The organism is Butyrivibrio fibrisolvens, assembly GCF_023206215.1.
In the GTDB taxonomy this organism is placed as follows: Bacteria; Bacillota; Clostridia; order Lachnospirales; family Lachnospiraceae; genus Butyrivibrio; species Butyrivibrio fibrisolvens_C.
In genome coordinates this window covers 1,831,863-1,853,327 of record NZ_CP065800.1, presented here as the reverse complement: position 1 = coordinate 1,853,327, position 21,465 = coordinate 1,831,863, and the positions used below count along the sequence as shown (strand labels likewise).

Sequence of the window (21,465 nt, the reverse complement as noted above, 5' to 3'; positions counted from 1 at the left end):
TCTTCTATCAATTAAAAAGCTGGCCTGCTTCCAGATGGCTTCCTCTCATGAAATCACCTGCCGGCATACGCTTTTTGCCTTCAAGCTGAACTTCATGAACTTCAAGACTTCCTTTGCCTGTTGCTACCATAAATGTATTTTTGGATACTTCAAATACTTCGCCGGCCTTTGCATCAGATGTCTTATCAACAGGTCTTGCCTTCCAGATCTTAAGAGTCTTATCTCCCATATGTGTATACGCACTTGGCCATGGATCCATAGTTCTTATAAGTCTGTCTATATATGCTGCATCCCTGGTCCAGTCAATCAGTCCCATCTCTTTTGTAAACTTACCAACTTTGGTTGCCTTATCATTATCCTGAGGCACAGGTGTAAGTTCGCCTTTTTCTATCTTGGGAACAGCTCTTACTATCATATCGCCGCCAAGTTCCATAAGCTTGTCAAAAAGAGTACCTGCTGTATCCTCATCAGTGATCTCAAGACTTTCCTGCATGAGGATATCACCTGTATCCATCCCTGCATTCATCTGCATGAGTGTTACACCGGTCTCTTTGTTGCCATCAAGAAGTGCCTGTTGAATAGGAGCTGCTCCTCTGTACTTAGGAAGGAGTGATGCATGTATATTAACACATCCAAACCTTGGAATATCAAGAACCTCCTGAGACAGTATCTGTCCAAAAGCTGCTACTACATACAGATCTGCCTCTATATTTTTAAGATATGCAACACTATCTGCTGCCTTTATCTTTTCTGGCTGATATACCGGAAGATTTTTTTCAAGAGCAAATTCCTTAACAGGAGAGCATACGAGCTTACCGCTTCTTCCTTTTGGTTTGTCAGGTTGTGTGACAACACATTTTATTTCCTGTCCTGCTTCATAGAGCTTTTTAAGTGCATATGCAGCAAAATCAGGAGTTCCCATATATACTATTTTCATTAGTTTTCGTCCTTATAAAGTTCTTCGTTATCTACAAGTCCTTCTACTCCGCCGGCAACCTTTTCTACATACATATGTCCATCAAGGTGTTCACATTCATGGCATATTGCACGTGCAAAGAGCTCTTCTGCTTCAAGCTCGAACTCGTTCATGTCACGGTCAAGAGCTTTAACTCTTACATAATTAGGTCTTGTCACAACGCCGCTCTTACCCGGGATTGAAAGGCATCCCTCGTATCCGGTCTGCTCTCCGCTTGTCTCAAGTATTTCAGGATTGATAAATACAAATGGGTCTTCACCTGTGCAGTCGATGACCATGATTCTTTTAAGAATACCAACCTGAGGAGCTGCAAGTCCGACACCGTTTGCTTCATACATTGTTTCGAACATATCATCGATAAGTTCCTGTATTGAATCTGTCATCTCTCTGACAGGCTTGCACTTTTTTTCAAGTACATCATCACCAAATTCACGAATCTGTCTTATTGCCATTTTATACCTCCAAATAATCTGTGCAGCACTTTTGCACATACTAAAACATTAGTTGTTAATAAAAATATCATTAGAACCCGTTTATAGGGTCAAAATCAAATTGTACCGAATATCCGCGGTATTGTCCAGCTTCTATAAGTCTAGCGGTATATCGTTCGATTTTGTCCTTCATCCTAGTTAATATAGCATAATCCGCCGACTTAACATATATAACAAATCTGAAAACATCATTAATTTTTGATATATTAGCTGCAGCAGGTCCTATGATCACCGTTTTTGCGCTTTCCATAAGGCTTCCATTAACGTAAGCAGACATTGTATCATTACCTGTATCCAAATTATGTCTGTGGTTATAAGAAGCATTAAACATAGCATCTTCAGTGCCAATTCCTGCAACAACAGGTTGTTCCAGAATAGTCCTAAGTCTGTTTGCAAAGCTAATACCGCTGTCTTCATATCTTGAAGTTATCTGTACTGCCATCATATGCGCTACAGGAGGATATGCAAGAAGTCTTCTATATGCAATCTCTTCATCATAAAACGCGTTATAATCCTGCCTAGCAGCTGTCTGTATGGCATAGTGATCAGGCTGATAACTCTGCACGATTACTTTGCCGGGAAGTTTGCCCCTTCCAGCCCTTCCTGCTGCCTGAGTCAGTAACTGGAAAGTTCTCTCTGCTGCCCTGTAGTCATTGGCATATAGAGACATATCAGCAGCCAGAACGCCTACAAGTGTAACCTTAGGAAAGTCATGTCCCTTAACTATCATCTGCGTTCCTATAAGAATATCGGCTTCTTCATTAGAAAATGCTGTCAGTATCTTCTGATAGGAGTCTTTTGTTCTGGTCGTATCCGCATCCATTCTTAGGACTCTGGCCTGCGGCCAATATTTTAACACTTCCTTTTCTATCTGCTGGGTACCAGCTCTAAAGGCTGATACATACTTAGATCCGCATTCAGGGCAGATTCTTGTTACAGGTTCCGAATATCCGCAGTAGTGGCATACCAGACGTCCCCCTTTATGCTCTGACAAAGATACATCGCAGTGCGGGCATTTAAACACATGTCCGCAGCTTCTGCAGGATACAAATCCGGCAAGTCCCCTTCTGTTTATGAAGAGCATAAGCTGTTCATGTCTTTGGAGCCTATCCTCTATTCCCTCTCTAAGACTTCTTGAAAAAATAGACCTGTTACCGCTTCTAAGCTCATCTCTTAGATCAACGCATTCTACTTCAGGAAGTGTTCCGCCGGTAAGTCTTTTGGTGAGTTCAAATAGTTCGAATTCACCTGTAATAGCTTTGTAATAAGCTTCAAGAGAAGGCGTCGCACTTCCAAGTACTACGCTTGCGCCTCCTTTGACAAGTCTTGCCAGCTCTATAGCAGCTTCCCTTGCATGATACTTTGGCATCTGCTCCGATTTATATGCAGGCTCATGTTCCTCATCTATTATTATAAGCCCAAGATTACTAAATGGAGTAAAAAGAGCTGAACGAGGACCTATTATAATATCAAGCTGTCCGTTTCTTGCCCTTTCAAACTGATCAAATTTTTCACCCGGTGAAAGAGTCGAATTCATAACTGATACTCTGTCTCCAAAGTGACGATAAAATCTCATCAGGGTCTGATAGGTCAGTGAGATTTCAGGAATCAGAACTATCGCCTGCTTGCCACGCTCTATGATCTTTTCGATCAAACGAATATAGACTTCAGTTTTACCGCTTCCTGTGATCCCATGAAGCAGATAGGTCTTCCTGATATTGTCATCATAATCATTCATGACCTTATCAACTACGTATTGTTGCTCATCCGAAAGATTCAGCTTCTTTGCTGTTACTTCACTTATGTTTACAGGATTCCTGTAATATTCTTCTTCTGTTACGCTTATAATGCCTTTATCCTTAAGGCTTCTGATCGTAGCAGCAGAAATGTTGAGTTTACCTGTTACAAGCTCATAAGGTATCCTTTCACCAGGCTCCGACAAAAGCTCAGAAAGGAGCCTTTCCTGCGCTTTCCTGTTTTTGGACTTGCATTCATAAAAATACTCTCTAGCCTCACGCTCAGCCATTTTTAGCGATATATATTTATGCTTTAGAGCGGCCTGCTTCTTATGTGCAGGAAGTACTGTCTTAAGAGCTGCATACATGGTAGAGCCATACCTTTGCTTCATCCATACAGCAAGTTTTATAAACACATCCTCTGCCGGCAGATTCTCAGTAGCAATACCTTTTATCTCCTTGATCTTATCAGGATCAAAATCTGCTGTGTCCGTTAGCTCCATAACATAACCTGTACGTACATTATTGCCTCTTCCAAAAGGTACAAGTACGCAGGTTCCTATATCTATACTTCCGCGAAGATGATCGGGAATCTTATAACAGAAGGTTCTGTCGACCTGTTCATGAGATATATCTATTATTATTTTAGCAAATATCAGATTAGATTCTGTTGGAATATCCATTATAACCTCATGTATTCAAATTAATCTTTTGAGTCGAATTCATTATATGACTCATATAAAAGCCGAATTTATTATATCAGACACCAGGACATCTTACTTACATAATTTCACAAAAAGAATCTATTGTAGAATATAGCGCAGTGTACTGACTCATTCATTTTAATCAAATACGAAAAAACATCGCACTAAATAAATCTTCTGGAATTATAAGTTTGAAAGTGTTCCACTTTCAAACCCAAATTGGTGTCGCGAACTCCACCAATTTGAACCATTAGTCACTCGCTTTGCTCGCGACATGAGGTTAAAAAATGGAGAAACAGGATCTTTTTTCCTGCTCTCCATTTATAAGAATTGTATAAAGCTTTTTTAAAGACTCCCCCAAATGCCTTGTGTCAGTTATTTAATACTTTCATAGGGTATTGGATAAATGGCAAGTGGCATTTTCATAAGTAGTTAGTTGTAATACACTTATAAGCTGCGCTCTTTCATTATATCAGCTATAAGATCTCTCTCATCCATGGGATACTTGACTCCCTTGATCTCCTGATAATCTTCATGACCTTTACCTGCCAGAATGATGATATCACCCTTCTGGGCATTATCTATTGCATAAGCGATAGCTTCTTTTCTATCAGGGATCTCAACATACTTACCATCAGTCTTCTTCATACCTGTCTCAATATCATGAATGATATCAAGAGGCTCTTCAAACCGTGGATTATCAGAAGTAATGATAGTAAGATCAGCTAATCTGCCACTGACTTCACCCATCTCATAGCGACGAAGCTTGGATCTGTTGCCGCCACATCCAAATAGACATACAAGCCTGTTAGGGCGATAATCCTTAAGTGTTGACAGAAGACTCTTAAGTGCCATTGCATTGTGAGCATAGTCGATCATGAGAGTAAAATCATCTGATACCTTGACCATCTCGATACGACCTTTGACTTTTGCATTCTTAAGAGCACTTGTTATCTCTTCATCAGTGCAGCCAAAATGTCTGGCAACTGCTATTGCGCATAGCGCATTATAAACTGAGAATTTACCAGGTGTACGAACTTCTGCATGAAGCTCTATAAGTCCCTCTGTATCAAAGAATACTCCAAGCTGTCCCGGTTTTCTGATATATGCAAGGTTGATAGCTCTAAGGTCAGATTTTTCAGAGAATCCAAAGGTTTCAAGCTTGCAGGTATGACCTTCAACAACCTTCTCCATGTGCTCATCATCTGCATTAGCAATACCAACTTTACATTGCTTAAACAAAAGGCCCTTGCAGTGCATATAGTCTTCAAAATCCTTATGTTCATTAGGGCCGATATGATCAGGTTCTATGTTAGTGAAAAGTCCAAGGTCATATACAAATCCCTGACTTCTGTACTGCATAAGCGCCTGAGATGATACTTCCATAACAAGGCTATCACATCCTTCATCTACCATCTGTCTCATGTACTCCTGAAGATCATATGATTCCGGAGTTGTATTCTTGGCAGGAATATGTTTATCTCCTATTATAACTTCAATAGTTCCGATAAGACCTACTTTATGACCTGCATTTTCAAGCATACTCTTTATAAGATATGTTGTAGTAGTCTTACCTTTAGTACCTGTTATACCTATTGTTTTAAGGCTCTGTGCAGGATTTCCAAACCATGCTGCTGAAATAAATGCCATTGCATATCTAGTGTCCTTAACTTTGATCACAGGCATTGTGCAACCGTCCGGAAGTTCCACATCATCCTGTACAAGGATCGCTGCAGCTTTTTTATCAGCAGCCTCTTTTGAAACACTATGACCGTCAAAGTTTGCTCCCTTTATGCACATAAAGAAGCAACCTTCTTCAATTTTTTTAGAATTATTTACAACTGACTTTATCTCTATATCAGAGATATCAGCTTCCCTTCCGGTATTACCTTCATATGCTTTATATTCTAATTTAGAAAGCAAACTCTCAAGCTTCATAAGTGTATCTCCTATTTTTGTTATTGTTATCTTGCAGCCATTTTGTATTGATCAGCAGAAGTCTGTCATAACAATCTGCAAGCTCTCTCTACCCTGCCATGTATTGATATCAGGATAATATGCTATATTCAGGACGATGTCCGTATTTACACTATTATTATATAACGCATCTATTATTGCATTTCCATATCGCTCTGTTAGGAAATCGTGCCATTTTTCCATATTGCCAAAATATACCATTTCGTATTCTCTGCCATCAGCATCTAAAATCTTGTATTTGCCGCAGTTTTTATTCTTGCCCATAATGCGGCCTGATCTTATCCTTATATCACGCGCGGCAAAGGAAGGCTTATCATTACCATTACCAAAAGGCTCGAGGATATCGAACTCTTTGATAAGCGGAATGCTTAAATACTGAAGAGGAAGTATCATATCCAGATGCTTTACTTCTACGAAATCTTCTTCTGAAAGTGTACAGTTAGCATTGAGTCTTTGTCTGAGTTCTTCTATGTTATCAATTGCAAGAGATAACCCGGCAGCCATCTTGTGTCCACCGAATTTAGTAAATAGGTCTTTACATTCAGATAATTCTCTGAACATATCATAATTCTCTGTAGATCTTCCGCTTCCCTTTGCGCCTTCTTTGGCATTGGTAAGTACAATAGTAGGCCTTGAATACTTCTCTCTAACTCTTCCAGCAACTATTCCGGCTATAGACTCATGGAGATCCGGCTGATACAAAACTATGACTTTAGGTATATCTTTGCCATACTTATCCATCTCCTGCGTAGCAAGATCTACACCTTTTTGAGTCATGGTCTTCCTGCTATCATTAAGCGCTTTAAGATCTCCTGCAATATTAACTGCTGTCATCTCATTTGATGCTGTCAGAAGATCAAGTCCTCTCATAGCACTGTCAAGTCTTCCAGTTGCATTAAGGCAAGGACCTATCACAAAGCCAAGATGATAACCTGTCATCTTGCTTCCAAGAAGGCCATTGACATTAATAAGACTTCTAAGTCCCAGATTGTGAGAATTCTCCATCTGTCTAAGACCTTCTTTGACAAATACTCTGTTCTCATCTTCTATAGGCATGACATCACATACTGTTGAAAGAGCTGCAAATTCAAGCATCTCATTATAGAAATCTTCTACCATTAAAGGTGCATGATTCCATCCTGACTTTTCATATTGTTCAAAAAGAATCTGAATGAATTTATAAGCTACGACTCCTCCACATATCTCCTTAAATGTTACATTGCAGTCATGTCTCTTGGGATCTACGACTGCATCAGCCGGAGGAAGGATCTGTACTTCTTCATCACCTTCTTTAGATATCGGAACTTCATGATGATCAGTCACAACTATTGTAAGACCCAGCTCTTTGGCTAAAGCTACCTCATTATATGCAGCTATACCATTATCGCAAGTAATTATAGTATCGATATTGTCATCTACAGCTTCTCTAACAAGCCTTTCGTTAAGACCATATCCGTCTTTGATCCTATCCGGAAGCCTGTAGTCTATAATCGTTTCAGTTGCACTGGAAGCTTTAGAACCCTTTGCAGCAAAGTTAAGACCAGCCCATAGAATATAGGAAGAACATATTCCATCCACATCATAGTCACCGATAATTCTGATCTTACATCCGGCATCAATCCTGTCCCTCATAATACATGCAGCCTTTTCTATATCAGTAAGATCATGGGCATCCCTTAAGTCTTCACGCCCTCCAAAAAGATATCTTCTGATATCTTCCAGATCAACCAGCCCTCGATTCCTTAACAGTCTGGCTGTAATAGGACTTATATTAAAGTCTTTTGCTATTTTATTAAAATCAGCCTTCTTAGCTGCAATCATCCATTTTGACATTTATAAAGCACCCTTTTTAATATTCTTAAAAATAGATATATGATTCAGACTTCATGTTAAGCAATAGTATAGATATATGATTCAGACTTCATGCTAAGCAATACAATAGATATATGATTCAAACTTCATGCCAAGCAATAAAATAGACTGCAGAAAGCTCTAACTTCCTGCAGTCTGAATAGTTTTCTAAAAAGATTAAGCCTTTTCTACACTTTTCTTCTTCATAGAGAACCAAAGCTGTGATGCAATGCAGATAGAAGAATATGTACCACTTACTACACCAACCATAAGAGGAAGTGCGAAGGTCTTAATATCCTGAACACCTACTACATACAGGCAAAGTACCATGATGAATGTTGTGATAGATGTAAACAGTGATCTAGTAAGAGTCTGGTTAACAGATTCATTGACCAGCTCTTTAAGCTGCTCCTGATTACGAAGGCCATGCTGGTTCTCACGGATACGGTCAAATGTAACGATTGTATCGTTGATAGAGTAACCGATAATAGTAAGAACTACAGCAATAAATGTGCTTCCAACTTCAAGTCTTGTGAATGCATAGCACATGATAACCATGATAGCATCGTGAGCAAGAGCGATGATGGCACTTGCACCAAAGCGAATATCTCTAAATCTGAAATAGATATAGATAAGCATAAGGATAAGAGCTATAACTGTTGCCCAGCTTGCATCACTTGTCATCTCATCACTTATTGTAGCACTGATTGTCTCGTATGTAACATCTGTTGCACCATAGGTTGTTGTAAGAAGTTCATTAACAGCCTGTGAAGCATCTGTTGAAAGAGACTGTGTCTTAAATACTACCTGATCCTGATCATTAACAATCTGATGTGATATTGACAGGTTCTTAAGGTTTGCATCTGCAGCAGATGCTGCTGAAATAATAGCTGGTTCAATTGAGCTTTCAAGATCTTCTACTGAAGGAGTCTTGCCATCTTCGAAAGTAACTGTTGTAGCTGTACCACCTACAAAGTCAATTGAATAGTTGAAAGCATGATTACCTGCTGTGTGATTATATACACATGTACCTATACCACATACGATTATAAGAACAGAAATCGCATAGAAGATATTCCTCTTAGATACAAAGTCAATCTTCTTAGGAGCTTTAGCCTTACCATAGAAAGATTCAGTCTTAAATCCAAGGTTATAAAGGAGTGCAGAAATTCCTCTTGTTACAAAAAGTGCTGTGAACATGGAAATAACTATACCAAGTGCAAGAGTTATAGCGAAACCTCTTACTGTACCTGTTCCACGAAGTCCAAGAACTCCGGCAGCAATAAGTGTTGTAATATTTCCATCAAGGATAGCTGAAAGAGCCTTGGAATATCCGGCTTTCATTGCCTTATCTACAGCGCTGCCGTTAGCAATTTCTTCTCTGATACGAGCAAATACAAGAACGTTAGCATCAACCGCCATACCGATTGAAAGAATGATACCTGCAATACCAGGAAGAGTAAGTGTTATATCAAATGCTGAAAGAAGTATTACCATGAAGCAGCAGTAAAAACCAAGAGCCATTGATGCTGCTACACCAAGGATCCTGAAGATGATGATCATAAACAGAACGATGAGAGCAAGACCAATGATAGCTGCAATCTTACTTGTATGAATAGCACTGGCACCAAGCTGAGCTCCTACGACATTAGCACGAAGTTCTGTAAGAGATACATCAAGTCCACCAATACGAATTGTAGATGCGAGGTTTTCTGCAGCTTCATATGAACTCATACCTGTGATTGAAGCCTTACCGTCTGATATAACAGCCTGCACTCTTGGAACACTAATAAATGCGCCATCATAGTAGATACCAATAGTCCATCCGTTAGCATAAGCTGCTTCTGTAGCTGTAGCGAACTTCTTAGCACCTTCAGATGTAAGTGTAAGCTCTACGATATACTCAGAACCTGTTCCAGAATTGTCAACACCGGCCTGTGCATCAGCAATATCTTCTCCTGAAAGAACGATATCTCCACTAGCTTGAAGAGACTCAACTGTTACACCATCAGAAAGCATATAGAATGCTGAGTATCCCATACCATAGGGATCATAATAGTTAGGAGTTCCCTGATCATTGTACTCACGAATGAAATACAGATTACCTGGTGTTGAAAGTGTTTCGAAAATCTCATCTGTAGCACCTGGAATCTCTACTGTGATACGATCAGAACCTTCTTTGTAAACAGAAGCTTCTGTAGTATTAAGTTCAGAAGCTACACGCTTTGAAAGCTTTGATACAGTATCATCCATCTCCTGAGTTGTAGGTGTTCCACCATTTTCACCGGCTACCTGGTAAGTAATGCTGACACCACCAGCTAGATCGAGACCGAAATTGATGTCGTGCATAGAGCCATCACGTGTTTCCCCAACTCCATGCCAGGCAACGTAGAACAATCCGACCAGTACAGCCAGTACAACAACTAATGGCAGTACTTGCTTTAACTTTTTCATTTTAATAACCTCCGTTAACCCACGTTTTTGGCATCTGCTTCTTCAGCAAGTGCCGCTTTTATCATAATCGCACATTCTATGCGCTTACGTTGAAGTTCACAACCTTCTTTATATACTGTGTTGATTTCTCCATTGAAATTATAGGCGTTAGCACTACATCCACCACTGCAATAGTATCTTGCAAAGCACTTCTGACACTCAGGTCTTGAGTATACGTTACTCTCTTTAAACTTCTGCTGAATATCAGTACGTTTGATTCCTTCAAAGACATTACCCATAATAAAATCTTCGTTACCTACGAACTGATGACAAGGATAGATGTCACCCCAAGGTGTAACGCCTACATATTCACAACCACTTCCACATCCTGAAAGACGCTTAGCTACGCAAGGTCCACCTGAAAGATCAATATTGAAGTGGAAGAAATTGAATCCTTTACCTTCTTTGCGATACTGAAGGTAAATCTTTGCAAGCTTATCATACTCTTCCTTAAGCTTTGGAAGATCTTCTTCTTTAATAGCATACCAATCTTCCGGCTTTGCAACTACAGGCTCCATTGAAATCTGCTTAAAGCCAAGATCTGCAAGATGCTTAACATCTTCAGAGAAATCAAGGTTGTTATGAGTAAATGTACCTCTAACGAAATATCTAAGCTGATGTCTGGACTCTGCAACTTTAAGATATTTAGGAACGATCACATCATACATTCCATGACCGGCAGCATTAGGTCTCATCTTGTCATTGACTTCCTTACGTCCATCAATCGAGAGAACTATATTACCCATCTCTTTGTTGCAATAATCAAGTATCTCCTGAGTAAGAAGAGTACCATTAGTCGTAATTGTGAATCTGAAATTCTTACCAGCTTCTTTTTCAATGCTACGGCCATACTCTACGATCTGTTTTACAACTTCCCAGTTCATAAGAGGCTCACCGCCAAAGAAATCAACCTCAAGGTTATGACGATTACCTGAATTCTTAACAAGGAAATCAAGTGCAGCCTTACCGACTTCAAATGTCATCATAGCCTTACGACCATGATATTCTCCCTCATCTGCAAAACAATATTTGCAACGAAGATTGCAATCATGCGCTATATTAAGGCATAAAGCTTTAATTACTGTATCGCGAGTCTTAAACTCTTCTACATAATTCTCATATATATCATCTGTATAAAGCTGTCCAGCCTGTCTTAATGAAAGGATCTCTTCTACAGCCTCTGCCACTTCGCTCTCAGGATATGTTGTACCCTTTATAATAATACTCTTGGATACTTCTTCAAGGAGCTCTTTACTAACTTCACCATTCTCTTCTTCATCAGGAATCTGAGCTGTACCAAACATTCCTTTGAGAATCTCTTCTACTGAAGGAATAAGATCATATACAATCTCATCAACTACATGAACACTGCCGCTGTTCACATCAAGAACGATGTTATAACCATTATTTTTAAATAAATGTACCATTAAATCTATAACTCTCTATCTACCAGTAAATAATATTAAAATTTAAAAACACAGAAAACAAGTATAGCAATATGCCTGTAATAAATTACTAGGAATATCGCTATACATGCTTACATAATCCCTTGAGATAATTGACGGATTACTGGGGTCCGATCATCCCCAAAAGGGAAACATCAGAATCTGAACCAATTGAATAGAAAAAAGGTTAGTTCTTAGCAAGCTGCTCACAGCTCTGATTACCAACTGTGCAAGATGTCTTACAAGCTGACTGACAAGATGTCTGGCATTCGCCGCATCCGCCCTTCTTCATAGACTCTTTAAGATTTCTTGTAGCAAGTGTCTTAACGTGCTTCATGGTATTTCCTCCCGATAAAATAAAATGAGATAATCTCATACGTTTAATAAGTATACCATAGTTTAGGTAGTGTGTAAAAAGGTTTTTGCCTATATTTATGCGCATTTGAGCAAAAAACATAGAATAGTAACAGACAAAAAAAAGCTCCATGCAATGCACAGAGCCTTGATCATTCCTTCAAAACCGAACACTGAATCTCCAAACTTTTCTTGACTTTTTTGGTTAAGTCCTCGACCTATTAGTACACATCAGCTGAGAATGTTACCACTCTTACACCTTGTGCCTATCAACCTCGTACTCTCCAAGGGGTCTTACCACTTGCGTGGGGATATCTCATCTTGAGGGGGCTTCACGCTTAGATGCCTTCAGCGTTTATCCCTGCCAGACTTGGCTACCCTGCCTTATGCGATTGCCTTCGCAGCAGATACACCAGCGGTCCGTCCATCCCGGTCCTCTCGTACTAAGGACAGCTCCTCTCAGATATCCTACGCCCGCGCCGGATAGGGACCGAACTGTCTCACGACGTTCTGAACCCAGCTCGCGTACCACTTTAATGGGCGAACAGCCCAACCCTTGGGACCTGCTACAGCCCCAGGATGTGATGAGCCGACATCGAGGTGCCAAACCACTCCGTCGATGTGAACTCTTGGGAGTGATAAGCCTGTTATCCCCAGGGTAGCTTTTATCCGTTGAGCGATGGCAATCCCACGTTCTGCCACCGGATCACTAAGTCCTACTTTCGTACCTGTTCCACCCGTCGGTGTCACAGTCAGGCTCCCTTATGCCTTTGCACTCTTCGGATGGTTTCCGTCCATCCTGAAGGAACCTTTGAGCGCCTCCGATACTCTTTCGGAGGCGACCGCCCCAGTCAAACTCCCCGCCAGACATTGTCCCCGGACCGGTTTCACGGTCCATGGTTAGAAATCCAGTACGGTAAGGGTGGTATCCCAACAGCGGCTCCTTTGCAACTGACGCCACAATCTCTTAGCCTCCCACCTATCCTGTACATACAATACCGGATCCCAGTATCAAGCTGGAGTAAAGCTCCATGGGGTCTTTCCGTCCTGGCGCGGGTAGCCAGCATCTTCACTGGCACTTCAATTTCACCGGATGCATTGCCGAGACAGTACTCAAATCATTACGCCTTTCGTGCGGGTCGGAACTTACCCGACAAGGAATTTCGCTACCTTAGGACCGTTATAGTTACGGCCGCCGTTTACTGGGGCTTAAATTCAAAGCTTCGATTGCTCTAACCTCTCCTCTTAACCTTCCAGCACCGGGCAGGCGTCAGCCCATATACTTCACCTTTCGGTTTCGCATAGACCTGTGTTTTTGCTAAACAGTTGCTTGAGCCTCTTCTCTGCGGCCCTCATATACTCATACATGAGGGCTACCCTTATCCCGAAGTTACGGGTACATTTTGCCGAGTTCCTTAGCAATGCTTCTTCCGTCGGCCTTAGGATTCTCTCCTCATCCACCTGTGTCGGTTTACGGTACGGGCAGATATCACACTATAGCGGCTTTTCTCGACAGGTCCTCCGGACACTTCACTACTTTATTTCGCTCCACGTCACACAGCTCGATCCTGAAAGGGGTTTTCTCCCTTTCCTCTTGCCATGCTTGCCCCGGGCTGCTCTCCCGGGCTGTCCTTATCACCTGTGTCCCCACAGTTCTGATGATATCTGGTGCAGGAATATCAACCTGCTGTCCATCGGCTACGCCTTTCGGCCTCGTCTTAGGTCCCGACTTCCCCAGGGCAGATCAGCTTTACCCTGGAATCCTTGGATATTCGGCCTGAGGGATTCTCACCCTCATCTCGCTACTCATTCCGGCATTCTCTCTTCATAACGCTCCGCTGCTCCTTATCGGTACAGTTTCTACGCTCTTATGAATGCTCCCCTACCGATCACTTATACCCGTAGATACAAGCAATCCCTAGGCTTCGGTGTCGTGTTTTAGCCCCGGTAATTTTCGGCGCAGGACCTCTCGGCTAGTGAGCTATTACGCACTCTTTGAATGGGTGGCTGCTTCTGAGCCAACATCCTAGCTGTCTATGAAATCCCACATCCTTTTCCACTTAACACGTACTTTGGGACCTTAGCCGTAGATCTGGGCTGTTTCCCTTTTGACTGCCCAACTTATCTCGTGCAGTCTGACTCCTGTGCTAAACCTGACTGGCATTCGCAGTTTGATAATCTTTGGTAAGCGGTGAAGCCCCCGCGGATATTCAGTGCTCTACCTCCAACAGGCACGCTACAAGGCTAGCCCTAAAGCTATTTCGGGGAGAACCAGCTATCTCCGAGTTCGATTGGAATTTCTCCCCTATCCACAGCTCATCGCCACCCTTTTCAACGGATGTGCGTTCGGACCTCCACAGCCTTTTACGGCCGCTTCATCCTGTCCATGGATAGATCACCCGGTTTCGGGTCTATGTATACTGACTATTCGCACTATTCACACTTGGTTTCCCTTCGGCTTACGTGTCTTAAACACTTAACCTTGCCGGTATACATAACTCGCCGGACCGTTCTACAAAAAGTACGCGATCACTCGTATATAGAGCTTTCGCAGCTTGCAGGCACAGGGTTTCAGGTTCTCTTTCACTCCCCTCCCGGGGTCCTTTTCACCTTTCCCTCACGGTACTATGCGCTATCGGTCACTAAGTAGTATTTAGCCTTACGGGGTGGTCCCCGCTCTTTCAGACAAGGTTTCACGTGTCTCGTCCTACTCTGGATTCTGCCTCGTCTCTTCCACTTTCACATACACGGCTTTCACGTTCTCTGGCAGGTCTTTCCAGGACCTTTCTGTTAGCAGATTTGAATCGATCATGCAGTCCGAACCCCGGAAAGCAAGCTCTCCGGTTTGGGCTCTTCCGCGTTCGCTCGCCGCTACTTACGGAATCACTTTTGTTTTCTCTTCCTCCGGCTACTTAGATGTTTCAGTTCACCGGGTTCCCGGCCTTAACCTATGGATTCAGTTAAGGTCAACCAGGGTCTCCCTGGTTAGGTTGCCCCATTCAGATATCTGCGGATCTTGAAGTATTTGCCTCTCCCCGCAGCTTTTCGCAGCTTATCACGTCTTTCATCGGCTCTTAGTGCCAAGGCATCCGCCCTGCGCCCTACATAACTTAACCTGTTATGCAGGAATCAGTCCTGATCTTTCGATCATCTGGATTCTCTTCTTATCTTTCTCACAGCGATATGAGTAAGATAAGGCCCATTTCTTTTGAAATGGTCTTGATGAATTTCTTCATCATTTTTGATGTCTTGATTTTTGGTTTGGACATAGAACATATCTTTGATCTTTTGGATCTTGATATAATCTATATTTCAGTATTCGGTTTTCAAGGAACGAAATGAGATAATAATTATCTCAAGTGGGATTAAGTGGACTCGAACCACCGACCTCACGCTTATCAGGCGTGCGCTCTAACCAGCTGAGCTATAATCCCATAAATCTGGCAACCACCTATCCTCCCATACCGTCACCAGTATAGTACTTTCGGCCGCTTTAGTCTTAACCGTCGTGTTCGAGATGGGAACGGGTGTTTCCCCAAAGCGCATCATCACCAGAAATATTTTGTTTTAAAGGTTCATGCCTTTAACAACTAAACAGTAATGCAACTCCTTACTTCTTCCTTCTTTATTTTCCTTAGAAAGGAGGTGATCCAGCCGCAGGTTCTCCTACGGCTACCTTGTTACGACTTCACCCCAGTTATCCGACCTGCCTTAGGCAGCTCCCTCCTTACGGTTAGGCCACTGACTTTGGGCATTTCCGACTCCCATGGTGTGACGGGCGGTGTGTACAAGACCCGGGAACGTATTCACCGCAGCATTCTGATCTGCGATTACTAGCGATTCCAGCTTCGTGCAGGCGGGTTGCAGCCTACAGTCCGAACTGGGTCGTTATTTTTGGGATTTGCTCACCTTCGCAGGGTTGCATCCCTTTGTTACGACATTGTAGCACGTGTGTGGCCCAGATCATAAGGGGCATGATGATTTGACGTCATCCCCACCTTCCTCCAGGTTATCCCTGGCAGTCTCCATAGAGTGCCCATCTTACTGCTGGCTACTATGGACAAGGGTTGCGCTCGTTGCGGGACTTGACCCAACATCTCACGACACGAGCTGACGACAACCATGCACCACCTGTCTCAGATGTCCCGAAGGTCTTATGGCATTACCCATAATTCATCTGGATCTCAAGATCTGGTAAGGTTCTTCGCGTTGCTTCGAATTAAACCACATGCTCCACCGCTTGTGCGGGTCCCCGTCAATTCCTTTGAGTTTCATTCTTGCGAACGTACTCCCCAGGTGGAATACTTATTGCGTTAGCGCCGGCACTGAAAGACTATGTCTCCCAACACCTAGTATTCATCGTTTACTGCGTGGACTACCAGGGTATCTAATCCTGTTTGCTCCCCACGCCTTCGAGCCTCAACGTCAGTTGCTGTCCAGTAAGCCGCCTTCGCCACTGATGTTCTTCCTGATATCTACGCATTTCACTACTACACCAGGAATTCCGCTTACCTCTCCAGTACTCTAGTCTACCAGTTTCCAAAGCAAGCCCACGGTTGAGCCGTGGGGTTTCACTTCAGACTTGATACACCGTCTACGCTCCCTTTACACCCAGTAAATCCGGATAACGCTTGCCCCCTACGTATTACCGCGGCTGCTGGCACGTAGTTAGCCGGGGCTTCTTACTCAGGTACCGTCATCCCCTCTTACGAGGTCTTTCTTCCCTGCTGATAGAGCTTTACATACCGAAATACTTCTTCACTCACGCGGCGTCGCTGCATCAGGCTTTCGCCCATTGTGCAATATCCCCCACTGCTGCCTCCCGTAGGAGTTTGGGCCGTGTCTCAGTCCCAATGTGGCCGTCCGCCCTCTCAGGCCGGCTACTGATCGTCGCCTTGGTGGGCCGTTACCTCACCAACTAGCTAATCAGACGCGGGTCCATCTCATACCTATAAATATTTTCACACTAGATCATGCGATCCTGTGCGCTTATGCGGTGTTATCAGTCGTTTCCAACTGCTATCCCCCTGTATGAGGCAGGTTACCCACGCGTTACTCACCCGTCCGCCACTAAGTTTAACAAGAATCTGCCGAAGCTTCATCAGCGCTAAACTCCGTTCGACTTGCATGTGTTAGGCACGCCGCCAGCGTTCATCCTGAGCCAGGATCGAACTCTCACTTTAAAATGCGACAAAGATCATAAATGATCTTCTTACGCTTGGAATCACTTCGTGATTCCGAGTTCGCCGGTTCAGACTTATGCTGACTTAATCAGAATAATTCTGCTCCACTGTTATTTCTAACAGCTTGATGGTGGCTAAACCATCAAAAATTTACTTTTGGTTTTTGTTCTTCTAAACATTCTGTCCTTCTTTAAAAAGAAGAACTGGAATTTTCAGGGTTGCATTACTGTTAAGTTGTCAAAGTGCTTTCAAAAGCTCTTGCCTTCTGGCTTTCAAGCTTTTGTGTCTTAGCTTTTGCTCGCCGCAACGTGTTATATTTTAACTCGCTGCTTTAATCTTGTCAAGAACTTTTTTTCTTAGAGAAGCTTTTTATCTACTGACTTTAAAGCTCTTTTGTCTTGGCTTTCGTTCGCCGCAACGTGTTATATCTTAACTCGCTGCTATTAGATTGTCAAGAAGTTTTTGAATATTTTTTGCTATCAGTTCAGCTTTATAAGTGGTCTCCCGACCCTCAGAAAAAACTGTTTTCTTGCGACAGCGAATTTGATTATAGGATGTTATTGCCACAATGTCAAACACTTTTTGGATAAATCGTAATTATATTTATATTTACGGCTTATCCCGATAACTTTTCAATAAAACTGCATCCTTAAGGCGTAATCTATAATAACAGACACAAAAAAAGCTCCGTGCTATGCACAGAGCCTTGATCATTCCTTCAAAACCGAACACTGAATCTCCAAACTTTTCTTGACTTTTTTGGTTAAGTCCTCGACCTATTAGTACACATCAGCTGAGAATGTTACCACTCTTACACCTTGTGCCTATCAACCTCGTACTCTCCAAGGGGTCTTACCACTTGCGTGGGGATATCTCATCTTGAGGGGGGCTTCACGCTTAGATGCCTTCAGCGTTTATCCCTGCCAGACTTGGCTACCCTGCCTTATGCGATTGCCTTCGCAGCAGATACACCAGCGGTCCGTCCATCCCGGTCCTCTCGTACTAAGGACAGCTCCTCTCAGATATCCTACGCCCGCGCCGGATAGGGACCGAACTGTCTCACGACGTTCTGAACCCAGCTCGCGTACCACTTTAATGGGCGAACAGCCCAACCCTTGGGACCTGCTACAGCCCCAGGATGTGATGAGCCGACATCGAGGTGCCAAACCACTCCGTCGATGTGAACTCTTGGGAGTGATAAGCCTGTTATCCCCAGGGTAGCTTTTATCCGTTGAGCGATGGCAATCCCACGTTCTGCCACCGGATCACTAAGTCCTACTTTCGTACCTGTTCCACCCGTCGGTGTCACAGTCAGGCTCCCTTATGCCTTTGCACTCTTCGGATGGTTTCCGTCCATCCTGAAGGAACCTTTGAGCGCCTCCGATACTCTTTCGGAGGCGACCGCCCCAGTCAAACTCCCCGCCAGACATTGTCCCCGGACCGGTTTCACGGTCCATGGTTAGAAATCCAGTACGGTAAGGGTGGTATCCCAACAGCGGCTCCTTTGCAGCTGACGCCACAATCTCTTAGCCTCCCACCTATCCTGTACATACAATACCGGATCCCAGTATCAAGCTGGAGTAAAGCTCCATGGGGTCTTTCCGTCCTGGCGCGGGTAGCCAGCATCTTCACTGGCACTTCAATTTCACCGGATGCATTGCCGAGACAGTACTCAAATCATTACGCCTTTCGTGCGGGTCGGAACTTACCCGACAAGGAATTTCGCTACCTTAGGACCGTTATAGTTACGGCCGCCGTTTACTGGGGCTTAAATTCAAAGCTTCGATTGCTCTAACCTCTCCTCTTAACCTTCCAGCACCGGGCAGGCGTCAGCCCATATACTTCACCTTTCGGTTTCGCATAGACCTGTGTTTTTGCTAAACAGTTGCTTGAGCCTCTTCTCTGCGGCCCTCATATACTCATACATGAGGGCTACCCTTATCCCGAAGTTACGGGTACATTTTGCCGAGTTCCTTAGCAATGCTTCTTCCGTCGGCCTTAGGATTCTCTCCTCATCCACCTGTGTCGGTTTACGGTACGGGCAGATATCACACTATAGCGGCTTTTCTCGACAGGTCCTCCGGACACTTCACTACTTTATTTCGCTCCACGTCACACAGCTCGATCCTGAAAGGGGTTTTCTCCCTTTCCTCTTGCCATGCTTGCCCCGGGCTGCTCTCCCGGGCTGTCCTTATCACCTGTGTCCCCACAGTTCTGATGATATCTGGTGCAGGAATATCAACCTGCTGTCCATCGGCTACGCCTTTCGGCCTCGTCTTAGGTCCCGACTTCCCCAGGGCAGATCAGCTTTACCCTGGAATCCTTGGATATTCGGCCTGAGGGATTCTCACCCTCATCTCGCTACTCATTCCGGCATTCTCTCTTCATAACGCTCCGCTGCTCCTTATCGGTACAGTTTCTACGCTCTTATGAATGCTCCCCTACCGATCACTTATACCCGTAGATACAAGCAATCCCTAGGCTTCGGTGTCGTGTTTTAGCCCCGGTAATTTTCGGCGCAGGACCTCTCGGCTAGTGAGCTATTACGCACTCTTTGAATGGGTGGCTGCTTCTGAGCCAACATCCTAGCTGTCTATGAAATCCCACATCCTTTTCCACTTAACACGTACTTTGGGACCTTAGCCGTAGATCTGGGCTGTTTCCCTTTTGACTGCCCAACTTATCTCGTGCAGTCTGACTCCTGTGCTAAACCTGACTGGCATTCGCAGTTTGATAATCTTTGGTAAGCGGTGAAGCCCCGCGGATATTCAGTGCTCTACCTCCAACAGGCACGCTACAAGGCTAGCCCTAAAGCTATTTCGGGGAGAACCAGCTATCTCCGAGTTCGATTGGAATTTCTCCCCTATCCACAGCTCATCGCCACCCTTTTCAACGGATGTGCGTTCGGACCTCCACAGCCTTTTACGGCCGCTTCATCCTGTCCATGGATAGATCACCCGGTTTCGGGTCTATGTATACTGACTATTCGCACTATTCACACTTGGTTTCCCTTCGGCTTACGTGTCTTAAACACTTAACCTTGCCGGTATACATAACTCGCCGGACCGTTCTACAAAAAGTACGCGATCACTCGTATATAGAGCTTTCGCAGCTTGCAGGCACAGGGTTTCAGGTTCTCTTTCACTCCCCTCCCGGGGTCCTTTTCACCTTTCCCTCACGGTACTATGCGCTATCGGTCACTAAGTAGTATTTAGCCTTACGGGGTGGTCCCCGCTCTTTCAGACAAGGTTTCACGTGTCTCGTCCTACTCTGGATTCTGCCTCGTCTCTTCCACTTTCACATACACGGCTTTCACGTTCTCTGGCAGGTCTTTCCAGGACCTTTCTGTTAGCAGATTTGAATCGATCATGCAGTCCGAACCCCGGAAAGCAAGCTCTCCGGTTTGGGCTCTTCCGCGTTCGCTCGCCGCTACTTACGGAATCACTTTTGTTTTCTCTTCCTCCGGCTACTTAGATGTTTCAGTTCACCGGGTTCCCGGCCTTAACCTATGGATTCAGTTAAGGTCAACCAGGGTCTCCCTGGTTAGGTTGCCCCATTCAGATATCTGCGGATCTTGAAGTATTTGCCTCTCCCCGCAGCTTTTCGCAGCTTATCACGTCTTTCATCGGCTCTTAGTGCCAAGGCATCCGCCCTGCGCCCTACATAACTTAACCTGTTATGCAGGAATCAGTCCTGATCTTTCGATCATCTGGATTCTCTTCTTATCTTTCTCACAGCGATATGAGTAAGATAAGGCCCATTTCTTTTGAAATGGTCTTGATGAATTTCTTCATCATTTTTTGATGTCTTGATTTTGGTTTGGACATAGAACATATCTTTGATCTTTTGGATCTTGATATAATCTATATTTCAGTATTCGGTTTTCAAGGAACAATTACCTTATTCATGATCTTCGATCACGATCTAAGTCTGACTGTTTGAACAGTCATCAGAAATCGGAAGACTTTTGTTTTCTGATCTCTCATCATCATTCAAACTTTTTTTATAAATCTGGCAGCCACCTATCCTCCCATACCGTCACCAGTATAGTACTTTCGGCCGCTTAGGTCTTAACCGTCGTGTTCGAGATGGGAACGGGTGTTTCCCCCAAGCGCATCGCCACCAGAAATGTTTTGTTGTTAATGTTCAGTGCTTTGATATCTTACTCTGCAGTCTTTTGTCTGTCAAGCTCGATTTCTCAAAGACTTTTCTTTGTTTTTTAGTTAAAAATAACCTTAACAACTAAACAGTAATG

At 43.6% G+C, this 21,465-nt stretch carries 8 protein-coding genes, 1 tRNA gene and 5 rRNA genes; all 14 read right to left on the bottom strand.

What is annotated here, in order from left to right:
- Nucleotides 1-7: 7 nt before the first annotated feature.
- The gene (gene fmt, locus I7804_RS07635; protein WP_248405768.1) at nt 8-937 is read right to left on the bottom strand and encodes a methionyl-tRNA formyltransferase; all 930 of its coding nucleotides are present in this window, start codon (nt 935-937) and stop codon (nt 8-10) included.
- The gene (gene def / locus I7804_RS07630; protein ID WP_022755446.1) at nt 937-1,428 is read right to left on the bottom strand and encodes a peptide deformylase; all 492 of its coding nucleotides are present in this window, start codon (nt 1,426-1,428) and stop codon (nt 937-939) included. The genes fmt and def overlap by 1 nt, the downstream gene beginning before the upstream one ends.
- Nucleotides 1,429-1,498: 70 nt before the next feature.
- Nucleotides 1,499-3,886 carry a replication restart helicase PriA gene (gene priA / locus I7804_RS07625; protein ID WP_248405766.1) on the bottom strand — a complete coding sequence of 796 codons (2,388 nt, stop codon included), beginning with the start codon at nt 3,884-3,886 and terminating at the stop codon, nt 1,499-1,501.
- A gap of 468 nt (nt 3,887-4,354) precedes the next feature.
- Nucleotides 4,355-5,845, bottom strand: coding sequence for a UDP-N-acetylmuramoyl-L-alanyl-D-glutamate--2,6-diaminopimelate ligase (locus tag I7804_RS07620; protein ID WP_248405764.1), 1,491 nt, complete (start codon nt 5,843-5,845; stop codon nt 4,355-4,357).
- A 51-nt stretch (nt 5,846-5,896) separates the two neighbouring features.
- The gene (gene recJ, locus I7804_RS07615) at nt 5,897-7,717 is read right to left on the bottom strand and encodes a single-stranded-DNA-specific exonuclease RecJ (RefSeq protein WP_022759564.1); all 1,821 of its coding nucleotides are present in this window, start codon (nt 7,715-7,717) and stop codon (nt 5,897-5,899) included.
- Nucleotides 7,718-7,912: 195 nt separating this feature from the next.
- On the bottom strand, nt 7,913-10,189 hold the full coding sequence (gene secD / locus I7804_RS07610; RefSeq protein ID WP_248405762.1) for a protein translocase subunit SecD: 2,277 nt from the start codon (nt 10,187-10,189) through the stop codon (nt 7,913-7,915).
- Nucleotides 10,190-10,203: 14 nt separating this feature from the next.
- Nucleotides 10,204-11,655: a thioether cross-link-forming SCIFF peptide maturase gene (gene scfB / locus I7804_RS07605; protein WP_027204311.1), complete on the bottom strand. Its 1,452-nt coding sequence runs from the start codon at nt 11,653-11,655 to the stop codon at nt 10,204-10,206.
- Nucleotides 11,656-11,860: 205 nt separating this feature from the next.
- The gene (gene scfA / locus I7804_RS07600) at nt 11,861-12,010 is read right to left on the bottom strand and encodes a six-cysteine ranthipeptide SCIFF (protein WP_022755440.1); all 150 of its coding nucleotides are present in this window, start codon (nt 12,008-12,010) and stop codon (nt 11,861-11,863) included.
- Between the two features lie 218 nt (nt 12,011-12,228).
- Nucleotides 12,229-15,143: ribosomal RNA gene (locus I7804_RS07595) — 23S ribosomal RNA — on the bottom strand.
- Between the two features lie 244 nt (nt 15,144-15,387).
- A tRNA-Ile gene (locus tag I7804_RS07590) sits at nt 15,388-15,461 on the bottom strand.
- A gap of 4 nt (nt 15,462-15,465) precedes the next feature.
- Nucleotides 15,466-15,583 (bottom strand): 5S ribosomal RNA (gene rrf / locus I7804_RS07585).
- Nucleotides 15,584-15,665: 82 nt separating this feature from the next.
- Nucleotides 15,666-17,210, bottom strand: a 16S ribosomal RNA gene (locus I7804_RS07580).
- A 759-nt stretch (nt 17,211-17,969) separates the two neighbouring features.
- Nucleotides 17,970-20,884, bottom strand: a 23S ribosomal RNA gene (locus tag I7804_RS07575).
- Between the two features lie 335 nt (nt 20,885-21,219).
- Nucleotides 21,220-21,337: ribosomal RNA gene (gene rrf / locus I7804_RS07570) — 5S ribosomal RNA — on the bottom strand.
- The 16S, 23S and 5S rRNA genes sit together here with 1 tRNA gene alongside, the layout of an rRNA operon.
- Nucleotides 21,338-21,465 lie beyond the last annotated feature (128 nt).

Bases quoted from the DNA above. Each gene is read 5' to 3' on its own strand.
- I7804_RS07620 (WP_248405764.1), bottom strand. From the start codon at position 5,845: ATGAAGCTTGAGAGTTTGCTTTCTAAATTAGAATATAAAGCATATGAA.
- def (WP_022755446.1), bottom strand. From the start codon at position 1,428: ATGGCAATAAGACAGATTCGTGAATTTGGTGATGATGTACTTGAAAAA.
- fmt (WP_248405768.1), bottom strand. From the start codon at position 937: ATGAAAATAGTATATATGGGAACTCCTGATTTTGCTGCATATGCACTT.
- priA (WP_248405766.1), bottom strand. From the start codon at position 3,886: ATGGATATTCCAACAGAATCTAATCTGATATTTGCTAAAATAATAATA.
- secD (WP_248405762.1), bottom strand. From the start codon at position 10,189: ATGAAAAAGTTAAAGCAAGTACTGCCATTAGTTGTTGTACTGGCTGTA.
- recJ (WP_022759564.1), bottom strand. From the start codon at position 7,717: ATGTCAAAATGGATGATTGCAGCTAAGAAGGCTGATTTTAATAAAATA.
- scfA (WP_022755440.1), bottom strand. From the start codon at position 12,010: ATGAAGCACGTTAAGACACTTGCTACAAGAAATCTTAAAGAGTCTATG.
- scfB (WP_027204311.1), bottom strand. From the start codon at position 11,655: ATGGTACATTTATTTAAAAATAATGGTTATAACATCGTTCTTGATGTG.